The sequence below is a fragment of the Nonomuraea sp. NPDC050680 genome, assembly GCF_040654555.1.
Taxonomy (GTDB): domain Bacteria; phylum Actinomycetota; class Actinomycetes; order Streptosporangiales; family Streptosporangiaceae; genus Nonomuraea.
In genome coordinates this window covers 282165-293848 of the sequence record NZ_JBFAIF010000007.1, presented here as the reverse complement: position 1 = coordinate 293848, position 11684 = coordinate 282165, and the positions used below count along the sequence as shown (strand labels likewise).

Annotated in this window: 10 protein-coding genes; 6 read left to right on the top strand and 4 right to left on the bottom strand. The window is 68.9% G+C overall.

The genetic code is table 11. The annotated features are described in order from the left end of the window. Nucleotides 1-116 precede the first annotated feature (116 nt). On the bottom strand, nt 117-932 hold the full coding sequence (locus tag AB0H88_RS25715; protein WP_357648540.1) for a TauD/TfdA family dioxygenase: 816 nt from the start codon (nt 930-932) through the stop codon (nt 117-119). Between the two features lie 127 nt (nt 933-1059). On the opposite strand from AB0H88_RS25715, the gene AB0H88_RS25710 reads away from it, so the two are divergent. Continuing rightward, nucleotides 1060-3585: a DNA topoisomerase IV subunit A gene (locus AB0H88_RS25710; protein WP_357648538.1), complete on the top strand. Its 2526-nt coding sequence runs from the start codon at nt 1060-1062 to the stop codon at nt 3583-3585. 125 nt (nt 3586-3710) lie between these two features. After that, entirely contained in the window at nt 3711-6758 is a 3048-nt protein-coding gene (locus tag AB0H88_RS25705) for a glycoside hydrolase family 3 N-terminal domain-containing protein (protein WP_357648536.1), read from the top strand. A gap of 122 nt (nt 6759-6880) precedes the next feature. Here AB0H88_RS25705 and AB0H88_RS25700 read toward each other — a convergent pair whose 3' ends face one another. Continuing rightward, nucleotides 6881-7258 (bottom strand): VOC family protein, encoded by a 378-nt coding sequence (locus AB0H88_RS25700; RefSeq protein WP_357648534.1) that lies wholly within the window; start codon nt 7256-7258, stop codon nt 6881-6883. A gap of 72 nt (nt 7259-7330) precedes the next feature. On the opposite strand from AB0H88_RS25700, the gene AB0H88_RS25695 reads away from it, so the two are divergent. After that, nucleotides 7331-7894 carry a thioredoxin family protein gene (locus tag AB0H88_RS25695; RefSeq protein WP_357648532.1) on the top strand — a complete coding sequence of 188 codons (564 nt, stop codon included), beginning with the start codon at nt 7331-7333 and terminating at the stop codon, nt 7892-7894. Nucleotides 7895-7907: 13 nt separating this feature from the next. Here AB0H88_RS25695 and AB0H88_RS25690 read toward each other — a convergent pair whose 3' ends face one another. Beyond that, nucleotides 7908-8219: a hypothetical protein gene (locus AB0H88_RS25690; protein ID WP_357648530.1), complete on the bottom strand. Its 312-nt coding sequence runs from the start codon at nt 8217-8219 to the stop codon at nt 7908-7910. A gap of 153 nt (nt 8220-8372) precedes the next feature. Here AB0H88_RS25690 and AB0H88_RS25685 point away from each other — a divergent pair, with 153 nt between their 5' ends. Continuing rightward, the gene (locus tag AB0H88_RS25685; protein ID WP_357648529.1) at nt 8373-8870 is read left to right on the top strand and encodes a carbonic anhydrase; all 498 of its coding nucleotides are present in this window, start codon (nt 8373-8375) and stop codon (nt 8868-8870) included. A gap of 263 nt (nt 8871-9133) precedes the next feature. Next, the gene (locus tag AB0H88_RS25680) at nt 9134-10540 is read left to right on the top strand and encodes a DNRLRE domain-containing protein (protein WP_357648528.1); all 1407 of its coding nucleotides are present in this window, start codon (nt 9134-9136) and stop codon (nt 10538-10540) included. A gap of 170 nt (nt 10541-10710) precedes the next feature. Here AB0H88_RS25680 and AB0H88_RS25675 read toward each other — a convergent pair whose 3' ends face one another. Continuing rightward, a complete protein-coding gene (locus AB0H88_RS25675; RefSeq protein ID WP_357648526.1) occupies nt 10711-11157 on the bottom strand; it encodes a MarR family transcriptional regulator in 447 nt (148 codons plus the stop codon). Nucleotides 11158-11265: 108 nt separating this feature from the next. On the opposite strand from AB0H88_RS25675, the gene AB0H88_RS25670 reads away from it, so the two are divergent. Continuing rightward, nucleotides 11266-11640, top strand: coding sequence for an ester cyclase (locus AB0H88_RS25670; RefSeq protein ID WP_357648524.1), 375 nt, complete (start codon nt 11266-11268; stop codon nt 11638-11640). Nucleotides 11641-11684 lie beyond the last annotated feature (44 nt).

The window sequence follows — 11684 nt, the reverse complement described above, 5'->3', positions numbered from 1 at the left end:
TGAGCCCGCACCGGGCCAGGCGCCGTTACGTGCGCATTCTTGGCCGGTGGCGCCAGTGGTTCGGGCGGTGGTGGTCTGTGTCAGGTGGGTGCGGCTGTGCCGTAACAGAAATGCCGCTATTGATGTTCGGGGAAGGCGTTGATCGTGACCCGGTGCATGCGGCGGCGCTCGGTGTAGTCGGCCACCGCGTAGTGCTGCGTGGGGCGGTTGTCCCAGAACGCCAGTGTGCCCGGACGCCAGCGGAGCCGCAGCTGATACTCGGGCGACCGTATGTGGTCGATCAGCATGGGCAGCAACGCCTCGTTCTCCCGATCGGACAGCCCCACCAGCCGGGTCGTGGACGCCCGGTTCACGAACAGCGCCTTGCGCCCGGTCTCGGGGTGTACGCGTACGACGGGACGTTCGAGCGGCGGCCACTTCGCCTGGACCTCCGCCAGATCGAACGGATGCCCCTTGGAGATGGCCTTCTTCATCGACATCGTGATGTCGTGCACCGCCGTGAGCTCGTCGCAGAGCCGCTGCAGCGGCGGGGAGAGCGTCTCGTAGGCCAGGTAGGTGTTGGCCCAGCACGTGTCGCCGCCCACGCTCGGCAGCTGGACGCAGCGCAGCAGCGATCCCATGGGCGGCGTCGGCTCGAAGGTGTTGTCGCTGTGCCATTCGTCGCCGCCCTCCCCTTTGGGGTCGGTCTGGTCGAGTACGTGGATCGGGCTGGCGCTGTCTTTCTTGAAGGCCGGGTGGTTGAGCGTGCCGAAGTTCAGGGCGAACTGCAGATGCTGCTCGTCGTCGAGTTCCGCGTCCCGGAAGAACAGCACGAGGTACTTCAGCCAACCGGCCCGCAGGGTCTCCACCTGTTCCTGGGACAGCGGCTTTCGCAGGTCCACGCCTGTCACCTCGGCGCCGATGTGCTTGGTCACGGGATGGAACTCGATCATGATGCCTCCGGAAGCGAGTCTGCCGCTTTCATTTCCGAACGTAAGCCCCAAGCAATTGCTTGGTCAAGCACACTCTTTCGGCCCGGCGTGGCCGATGCGTCGCGGGCACTCAACTTTCTTCGGCACAATGTTCGACATGGCCCGACGTACGACTGCACCCCCACCCGAGGACTTCGAGGAGCGGATCGTCGACATCGACGTCTCCTCGGAAATGCGCGCAAGCTATCTCGAGTACGCCTACTCGGTGATCTACCAGCGCGCGCTGCCCGACGCGCGCGACGGTCTCAAGCCCGTGCAGCGGCGCATCCTCTATTCGATGAGCGAGATGGGCCTGCGTCCCGAACGCGGCCACGTCAAGTGCTCGCGGGTGGTCGGCGACGTGATGGGCAAGCTCCACCCGCACGGCGACGGCGCGATCTACGACGCCCTCGTCCGGCTGGCGCAGCCGTTCTCGATGCGCCTGCCCCTGGCCGACGGCCACGGCAACTTCGGCTCTCCCGACGACTCGCCGGCCGCCATGCGTTACACCGAGGCCAGGCTGGCCCCGGCGGCCATGCTGATGGTCGAGTCGCTCGACGAGGACACGGTCGACTTCAAGCCCAACTACGACGGGCAGGAGACCGAGCCCACGGTCATGCCGTCGGCCTTCCCCAACCTGCTGGTCAACGGCACGACCGGCATCGCGGTCGGTATGGCGACCAACATGGCGCCGCACAACCTCACCGAGATCGTGGCCGCCGCCCGCCACCTGATCAAGAAGCCCGACGCGGGGCTCGACGAGCTCATGCGCTTCGTGCCCGGCCCCGACCTGCCCACCGGCGGCTCGATCATCGGCCTGCAGGGCATCCGCGACGCCTACGAGAGCGGCCGCGGCACGTTCCGCATGCGGGCCAAGTGCAGGGTCGACCAGATCACGCCGCGCCGCAAGGGCCTCGTCGTCACCGAGCTGCCCTACAACGTCGGCCCCGAGCGGGTCGTCGCCAAGATCAAAGAGCTGGTCAACAGCAAGAAGCTGCAGGGCATCGCCGACCTCAAGGACCTCACCGACCGGCACAAGGGCCTGCACCTGGTCATCGAGATCAAGAACGGCTTCATCCCCGAGGCCGTGCTGGAGGAGCTCTACCGGCTGACGCCGATGGAGGAGACCTTCGGCATCAACAACGTGGCGCTCGTCGACGGCGAGCCGCGCACGCTGGGCCTGCGTGAGCTGCTGCGCGTCTACGTGGAGCACCGGCTCGAGGTCGTGCGCCGCCGCTCGGAGTTCCGCCGCCGCAAGCGCGAGGAACGCCTGCACCTGGTCGACGGCCTCATCATCGCGCTGCTCAACATCGACGAGGTCATCCAGGTCATCCGCACCTCCGACGACTCGGCGCAGGCGCGCGCGCGGTTGATGGAGGTCTTCGACCTGAGCGACATCCAGGCCGCCTACATCCTCGACACACCGCTGCGCCGCCTGACCCGCTTCGACAAGCTGGAGCTCGACCGCGAGAAGCAGACGCTCTCCGACGAGATCGCCGAACTGACCGGGATCCTGTCGTCGGACACCCGCCTGCGCCAGGTGGTCTCGGGCGAGCTGGCCGACGTGGCCAAGAAGTACGGCACGCCGCGCCGGACCGTCCTGCTGGAGGCGTCGGGCACGCCCCGCACGGCGGCGGCGGTGGTGGACCTTCAGGTGGCCGACGACCCGTGCCTGGCGATGCTGTCCTCCACCGGGCTGCTGGCCCGCACCTCCGACGCCTCGCCGCTGTCGGGCGGGGACGAGCGATCCGCGCACGACGTACTGGTCTCCGTGGTCCGCACCACCGTCAGGGGTGAGGTCGGCGTGGTGACGTCGGCGGGCCGGTTGATCCGCGTCGCGGTGGTCGATCTGCCCACGCTGCCGCCCTCCGCCAACCCGCCGTCGCTGTCGGGCGGCCATCCCGTCTCCGAGTTCGTCGCACTCGAACCGGACGAGACGGTCGTCGGGCTCGGCTCACTCGACCCCGACGGCCCCGGCCTGGCCGTCGGCACCGCGCAGGGCGTGGTCAAGCGGGTCGTCCCCGACTATCCGGCCAACCGCGACGACTTCGAGGTGATCACCCTCAAGGAGGGCGACACCGTGGTGGGCGCCGTGGAGCTCGAATCCGAGGACCACGACCTGGTCTTCGTCTCCTCCGACGCGCAGCTGCTGCGTTTCCCGGCCTCGCAGGTACGCCCGCAGGGACGTCCGGCGGGCGGCATGGCGGGCATCCGGCTCGACGACGCGGCCCGGGTGGTCTGGTTCGGCGTGGTCGATCCGTCACGTCCGTCCCAGGTGGTGACGGTGGCGGGCTCGTCCACCGCCCTGCCGGGGACCCAGGTCGGGGGCGGCAAGGTGTCGGACTACGCGGAGTTCCCCGCCAAGGGCCGGGCCACCGGCGGAGTCCGGGCCCAGCGCTTCCTCAAGGGCGAAGACGTGCTGCTGCTGGCCTGGGTGGGGCCCGCGCCGGCCAAGGCGGTGTCCTCGGTGGGCAAGCCGGTGCCGCTGCCGGACGAGATCGGGCGCCGCGACGGCTCGGGTGTCCGCCTCACCAACACCATCGGCGCCGTCGGCGGCGCCCTCGGGGCGGGCCCGGCCGAACCGGCCGAACCGGCCGAACCCGCTCAGCCGGAAGATGAAACGCCACTGTTCTAGCGTGCGGGCCGCCCGGCTCACGACAGCCGGGCGGCATCACACGGGTTGACGGGGGTTGTTATAAATCCCTCTCGTGACACGATCCCCTCTAGGAGAGAGCGCTCTCTCTTCTCTTGGGAGGAACCGTGTTCCGATTAAGGACCCCGTTATGGGCGGCGGTGGCTCTGGTAGCCGCTCTGGTCACCGCACCTCCGGCCCAGGCTGCCGCCGAACCGCTGACCGTCACCGACTTCGAGTCCGCGACCCTGCCCGCAGGCGTCTCCGCCTGGGGCAACGACACCGCCTCGACCCCGGCGCTGGCCGTGGAGCCCGACCCGACGAGGCCCGGCGCCCCCGCGACCAACCGCGTGCTCAAAGCGGTCTACACCGTGAGCCAGTGGGGCGGCTGGTCCCACGATCTGACGACCGCCCAGGACTGGTCCGCCTACGAAGGGTTCTCCTTCTGGGTCAAGGGCACCGGATCCGGGCAGAAGGTGTTCTTCGAGATCAAGGACGGCGGCGGCGGAGCGGGCAGCGCCGAGCTGTTCGAGTCGTCCTTCACCGACGACACGGCCGGATGGCGGCAGGTGCAGGTGCCGTTCGCCAGCTTCACTCGCCGCGCCGACTACCAGCCGGGCGGCGCCCCCACCGACGGGCAGCTCGACCTGGTCGCCATGTGGGGCTACTCGATGCGGCTCCCCGCCGCGTCCGGCACCCTGTTCTGGGACGACGTGCAGGTCTACGGCACCGCCCCGCCCCGGCCGGTACGCCTGGCCACGGACAAGCCGGTCTACCCGGTGAACGAGAAGGGCACGGCCGAGGTACGCGTCTCGGTCACCACCGCCACCGGCGGCCCGCTCCCCGCCGACCTGGCCGTCGGCTACCGCACCGGCACCGGCACGGCCACACCGGGCCAGGACTACACGCCGGTAGAGGGCACGCTGACCTTCCCCGCGGGCACCGCCTCGGGCTCGGCCAAGGCGTTCACGGTCAAGACGCTGGCCGACGGCGCGGCCGAGGTCGCCGAGACCATCCCGATCGAGCTGTCCGGCACGGGCACCAGACCCCCGGCCGAGACCCCGGCCATCGTGATCAACGCGCACGGCCTGCCGTACCTCGACGCTCGTAAGCCCGTCAAGCAGCGGGTCGCCGACCTGCTCGGCCGGATGAGCACCGAGGAGAAGGTCGGCCAGATGACGCAGGCCGAACGCGGCGCGCTCGGCTCGCAGAACGACATCGCCACCTACCTGCTCGGCTCGCTGCTGTCGGGCGGCGGCTCCACCCCACCGACCAACACGCCCAAGGCGTGGGCCGACATGATCGACGGCTTCCAGCTGCGCGCCCAGCAGACGCGGCTGCAGATTCCGCTGATCTACGGCGTCGACGCGGTCCACGGGCACAACAACGTGGTCGGTGCGACGATCTTCCCGCACAACGTCGGCCTCGGCGCCACCCGCGACGCCGACCTGGTCGAGCGGGCGGGCGAGGTCACGGCGAAAGAGGTCAAGGCCACGGGCATTCCGTGGGACTTCGCGCCGTGCCTGTGCGTGTCGCGGGACGACCGGTGGGGACGTGCCTACGAGTCGTTCGGCGAGGACCCGGCGCTGGTCTCGCGGCTGACCACGATCATCGACGGCCTGCAGGACAACGGCGTGCTGGCCACGGCCAAGCACTACGTCGGCGACGGCGGCACCACGTACGGCTCCTCGACCGGCGACTACAAGATCGACCAGGGCGTCACCCAGCTCACCAGAGAACAGCTGGCGGCCATCCACCTGGCGCCCTTCGCCGAGGCGGTCAAGCGCGGCGTGGGCAGCGTCATGCCGTCGTTCTCCAGCGTCGACTTCGGCCAGGGGCCGCTCAAGATGCACGCGCACAAGGAGCTGATCACCGACGTGCTCAAGGGCCGGCTCGGCTTCAAGGGCTTCGTGATCAGCGACTGGCAGGCCATCGACCAGATCCCCGGCGACTACCCGAGCGACGTGCGTACCTCGATCAACGCCGGGCTCGACATGATCATGGTGCCGTACGCGTACCCGCTGTTCACGAGCACGCTCAAGGCCGAGATCGCGGCCGGAGGGGTGCCCATGGCGCGGATCGACGACGCGGTCTCCAGGATCCTGACGCAGAAGTTCCGGCTCGGCCTGTTCGAGCACCCGTACGCCGACCGCTCCGGCATCGGCGACGTCGGCTCGGCAGCCCACCGCGCGGTGGCCCGTACGGCCGCCGCGAAGTCGCAGGTGCTGCTGAAGAACGAGGACCGGCTGCTGCCGCTGCGCCGCGACGCCAAGGTGTACGTCGCCGGATCCAACGCCGACGACCTCGGCAACCAGAGCGGCGGCTGGACGATCACCTGGCAGGGCTCGTCCGGGCCCATCACGCAGGGCACCACGATCCTGTCGGCCATCCGCGGGCGGGCGGCCTCCGTCACCTACTCGGCCGACGCCTCCGCGCCGCTGACCGGGCATGACGTGGGCGTCGTGGTGGTGGGCGAGAAGCCGTACGCCGAGGGCCAGGGCGACGTCGGTGTCAACGGGCACACGCTCGACCTGTCGGCCGCCGACCGGGCCGCGATCGACCGGGTGTGCGGGGCGATGAAGTGCGCCGTGCTGGTCGTCTCCGGCCGCCCGCTGCTGCTGGGCGACCTGTCCAAGGTCAAGGCGCTGGTGGCGTCATGGCTGCCGGGCACCGAGGGCGCCGGCGTGGCCGACCCGCTGTTCGGGGCCGTGCCGTACACGGGGCGGCTGCCCTTCACCTGGTTCCGTACGGCGGAGCAGCTGCCGATCAACGTGGGCGACGCGGCCTACGACCCGCTCTACCCGTACGGCTGGGGGCTGCGTACCGACCGGGCCCGCGACCGGCTCAAGGCGGCCTACGACCGGCTCGCCGGCGGCGACGGAGCCTCCAGGGCGGCTTCGGCGGCGCTGCTGGTGGCGCTGCTGGGCAACAACTGGAACGCCGACGGATCGGTGCGGGACACCCGCGTCGTGCTGGGGGCGATCGGCACGGCGGCGGCGCTGCTCGACCGTTCGAAGACGGACGCGTACGCGCAGGACGACGCCGTCGTCTCGGTGGCCAGGGACGTCGCCCAGGCCACCGGCAGACGGCCCGACCTGCAGGCGTCGGCCGACCACGAACTGGCGGCCGGCAACGTACGCAAGGCGGTGGAACTGCTGACACAGGCGGCCCGCTGACGCGGAGCGGTAGACCTGCTGACGCAAGACGGCGGGCCCACTGACCCAAGGACCGGCTTCTGGCGCCGGCACGCCAGAAGCCGGTCCACTCGTCCGTCAGGCGTCCTCGCAGAGGCGGTCTGTCAGACGTCCCTGCAGAGGCAGAACGTGTGGCCGGCCGGGTCGAGGAAGACGCGGAAGGAATCGTCCTCGCTCGGCTGGTGCTCGTGCTTGGTGGCACCGATCTCCAGCACCTGGGCCTCGGCCTTGTCCATGTCGCCGACCGTCACGTCGATGTGCATCTGCTGAGGATGCTCCGCACCGGGCCAGACCGGCGGCCGGTAATCGTCGACGGCCTGGAAGGCCACCCGCGCGGGCGAGCCCCCGTTGGTGACGACGGCCCACTCCTCGTCGGACCCCTCCAGGATGGGCCAGCCCAGCAACCGCGAATAGAACTGAGCCAGCTCCATCGGATGGGCACAATCAAGGACCGTGGTCCGGAACTCCGCGATGCCGTTCACTACCTACCTCCGAGACTCTCATACCGATGGCCACCGACGGTTTCGTCGGGGCCAGCAGCGACAATGGATGCCATGGCTGCCAACTCGTTCATGGTCCCACTCGGCTCTCCAGCGCCCGATTTCCAGCTGACCGCGATCCACGGCGGCAGCGTCTCGCTCGCGGATCTCAAGGATTCGCCCGCCATCCTCGTGGCGTTCCTGTCGAACCACTGCCCCTACGTGCGGCGCATCGAGCACGGCCTCAGCACCCTGGCCGCCGACTACGGGCCCAGACTGTCGATGGTCGCCATCTGCAGCAACGACAGCGTGAACTACCCCGACGACGACCCGACACACCTGGCCGAGCAGGCGGCGCGGGCGGGCTTCCCGTTCCCCTACCTGCTCGACGAGACGCAGGAGACGGCCAAGGCGTATCGGGCGGCGTGCACGCCCGACTTCTTCCTGTACGACGCCTCGTTCCGGCTGGCGTACCGCGGCGAGTTCGACGATGCCCGGCCCGGCAACTCCGTACCGGTGACGGGTTCCTCGCTGCGCGCGGCGATCGACGCCCTGCTGACGGGCGACCCGGTGAGCGAGGAGCAGAACCCGTCGCTCGGCTGCGGCATCAAGTGGAAGCCGGGCAACGCGCCCGCCTGACCGCAGCCGGGTGTCAGGCGGAGGTGGCGATGGCGGCCGGCAGGGCGAGCAGGAGTTCGTGGGGCTCGCCCTGCCAGCCCCGAATCAGCCGGAAGCCGGCCTCTCCGGGGTCGAAGTCGTCACAGCCCAGCGGCCCGAAGCAGCCTGCCTGGTCGAGCAGCACGATGAGCGGGTCGTCGTCGGGCAGGCCGCCCGAGTAGGCGGCCGCGTCGAGGAGCGCCAGCGCGCACTTCGCGTTGAGGCCGTCGTCTCGGGTCTCCACACGGTCGAGGCGGCGCCAGGCCTGGGTACGCAGGTACGCGGCGAGCGATTCGGACCTACTCACGACATCCTTCTTCGGTCACACACTGGACTGTTCATACGTTGGGCTACGACATCATCACGCAAAGTGAGCGTCGTGCGTGGGACCTTGGGCAACTTCAGCCGTGTCGCCACCCCGGAAACCACCACGAAACGGATGTGAGGGATCATCTGTCACATGAGCCAGTTCGATGACCTGATTTCCGCCAATGCGAAATATGCTGCTAAATTCCGGAATTCCGAACTGACCGGCCGGGCCGCTCGCGGACTCGGCGTGGTGACCTGCATGGACTCCCGCATCGACCCCCTTGGCCTACTGGGCTTGGAGGCGGGCGACGCGAAGATCCTGCGGAACGCGGGCGCGCGCGTGACGGACGACGTCCTGCGCACCCTCGTCCTGGCCGTCTACCTGCTCGGCGTGGAACGCGTCCTGGTGATGCCCCACACCGACTGCGGCATGTCGAAGGTCACCGACGCCGATGTACACGAGCTCACCCAGCGGCACGGCGTCGACACCCGCAGCCTGGAGTTCCACACCGTCCCCGACCAGGGCGCGGCCCTGCGCCACGACCTCACGCGGATCCGCTCCTCGCCCTTCCTGCCGCCGGGGCTGCCGGTGGGCGGCGCGATCTACGACGTGCACACGGGCGAACTGCTGCCGGTCGCCCTGGAATGACTCTCCGCTTGACCCGATAACTCTGCGTTTTGTGAGAAATATCGCACCCGAGCGGTCTCTTACTTTGCCGTGCTGTTGCCTGTGATATCCCTGTGACCCGTCGGCGATCTTGTCGCCGCGAAAGAAACGGGGATTCATGTTAACGATCAATCCGGTGCCGCCTAACGATCGGTGATCGTCGCCGGGGGCCAGTCCCCCGCCCGACGCCCTGAAGTCAGCGCATTCGCGCTACTCCACACCCATCGATTGTTAGGACGTTGATTTTGCGTAAGTCTCTCAACCGTTCCATGGGCCGCCTGGCCCTCGGGCTCAGCGCCGTGACCGTGCTCACCGCCGCCACGGCCATCCCGGCCTCCGCCGCTCTGGCCGCCACCGGCCAGAGCGCCGAGGACGTCGCGTCGGCCCAGGCCGCCGCCGACGGCCAGCCCGTACCCGTGCCGAGCCTGTCGGACGAGTCCAGCACCACCGTCGCCAACCCCGACGGCAGCTTCACCGCGACCATCACCTCGGGCCCGTCCCAGGTGCAGCAGAACGGCCAGTGGGTGCCCATCGACACCTCACTCGTCGCCGATGGCGCGGTACTGAAGCCGCGCGCCTCACGCGCCCAGGTCGAGGTCTCCAACGGCGGCGAGGGCACGCTGGCGAAGATGACCGACGACAACGGCCGCGTGTTCGCACTCAAGTGGCCGACCGCGCTGCCCAAGCCGGTCGTCAAGGCGAACGTCGCAACTTTCACCGACGCGGCGGGCCCGGGGGCCGACCTCGTCGTCACCGTCCTGCCGACGGGATTCCGTCACGACGTCGTTCTGCGCGAGAAGCCCTCCGGCCCGCTGGAGCTCCGCATTCCCGTACAGACCGAAGGCGTCGATCTGTCCGAGTCGGCCGACGGCCGCCTTCTCCTGACCAGTACGGCCGGTGACCAGGTGGTCGCCGCCGGGCCGCAGCCGGTCATGTGGGACTCGAAGGGCCACGGCAAGCCTCGCGGCGACTCGCTCTCGAAGATCGACACCACGGTCGAGACGCAGAACGGCACCAAGGTTCTCGTGCTCAAGCCGGACGCCAAGTTCCTGGCGGACCCGTCGCGCGTCTACCCGGTGACCGTCGACCCGGTGATCACGCTGCCGAGCGTGACGGACACCGACGTCGCCACCTCCTGGGCCTCGCACCCCGGCGACCCGATGATCATCGCGGGAACCATGCCATGGGAGAACGGCCAGGGTGGCGACGTCATGCGCAGCCTGGTCAAGTTCGACACCCACAAGCTGACCGGCAAGCGGGTCATATTCGCCAACATGGCGCTGTGGAACCTGGAGACGAACGCCTGCGGCCTCAGCGTGGGCTCCGGCCTCACCGCCCAGCGGATCACCAGCCCGTGGGACGAGACCGACCTGAACTGGGACAACAAGCCCAGCACCACCACACAGGGCCAGGCGACGAACCGCGCGGGCCGCGGCCGAACCTGGACCGCACCGTGCGCCGGGGGCGCCGGCTACCTGGCGTGGCCGGTGACCACCATGGCCAAGGCCTGGGCCTCGGGCGCCGCCAACTACGGCGTCCAGTTGAAGGGCGCCAACGAGACGGAGGCCACCAACTGGCGCGCCTTCGCCGCGTCGGAGAACAAGGACGAGGGCGTCAAGCCCCCGACCCTGACAGTCATCTACTGGCGCTGACCACCTGAAACCCCGAAGGGGGCCGGGCTCTCCCGGCCCCCTTCGGCATGTCCGGGCGAGCTCGGCGCGTCGGCACGAGCCCAGCATGTCCGCGCAGGCTCAGCATGTCCGCGCGCGGACCCAGCGCCTCCGGACGGGCCCAGCGTGCCTGGAGGTGTCGAGGGCGGAGATCAGCTCGACGGCCCGGAGCGCATCTGCTCGACCTCGTCCTGGAACACGGCCTGCGTCTTGTTCATGAAGTCGGTGATCACCTCAAGCTGCTCATCGCTGTAATCACTCAACGAAGCCCGCCACGCCTTGATCAGCGGCGTGAACACCGGTGCCACGTCCACCGCCGCCCGCTCCAGCACGAGCGTCACCACGACCTTCCGCCGATCGGCGTCGTCCCGCTCCCGCCGCACATACCCCACCGATTCGAGCCGATCGATGACCCCGGTGACGGACGCGGTGGTGATCCCGGCCCGCCGCGCCAATTCGCTGGCCGTCAGGGCCCCTTCACTCAACAGGTTGAGGCAGTGGAGATCGGTGGTGTTGATGCCGATGCGCCCCGCGGCCGCCTGACTCATCGAGACCGAAAGCACGTTGGTCTTGCGCAGCGCTTCGAGCAACGCGGTCACCAAGGTCGCACGTCTTGACATCGCCCACCAAATTCTCTAGCTTTTCAAATATCTAGGAAAACTAGAGATAAGCATCTCTAGTAACTAGCCAATCGGAAGGATATCCCGATGAAGGACGTCGTCATGCGCCTGTACGACGAGGTGCTCAACCAGGGCCGGTTGGACGTAGCCGACGAGATCATCGCCAGCACCCTCTCCACCGACCCCGACGACCCACCCGGCCCGGAGCGCGTCAAGCAGATCTCCACCCACATCCGCTCAGCCCTCCCAGACATGCACTTCGACGTCCAGGACATGATCGCAGAAGACAACAAAGTCGCCACCAGATGGACCCTGAGGGGCACCCACACCGGCACCTTCTTCGGCGTACCACCAACAAACCAGCCCCTGGAGATCAGGGCCTGCGTCATCTTCGAACTCAAGGACAACCAGATCACCAACCTGTGGCCAGTCCTGGACACCAGCACCTTGCGACCCATTTGAAGGCTCCCCGCTGAGGTCGGCACCATGACAGCGGTGGGCGCAAG

Bases quoted from the DNA above. Each gene is read 5' to 3' on its own strand.
- AB0H88_RS25715 (WP_357648540.1), bottom strand. From the start codon at position 932: ATGATCGAGTTCCATCCCGTGACCAAGCACATCGGCGCCGAGGTGACA.
- AB0H88_RS25695 (WP_357648532.1), top strand. From the start codon at position 7,331: ATGGCTGCCAACTCGTTCATGGTCCCACTCGGCTCTCCAGCGCCCGAT.
- AB0H88_RS25685 (WP_357648529.1), top strand. From the start codon at position 8,373: ATGAGCCAGTTCGATGACCTGATTTCCGCCAATGCGAAATATGCTGCT.
- AB0H88_RS25710 (WP_357648538.1), top strand. From the start codon at position 1,060: ATGTTCGACATGGCCCGACGTACGACTGCACCCCCACCCGAGGACTTC.
- AB0H88_RS25670 (WP_357648524.1), top strand. From the start codon at position 11,266: ATGAAGGACGTCGTCATGCGCCTGTACGACGAGGTGCTCAACCAGGGC.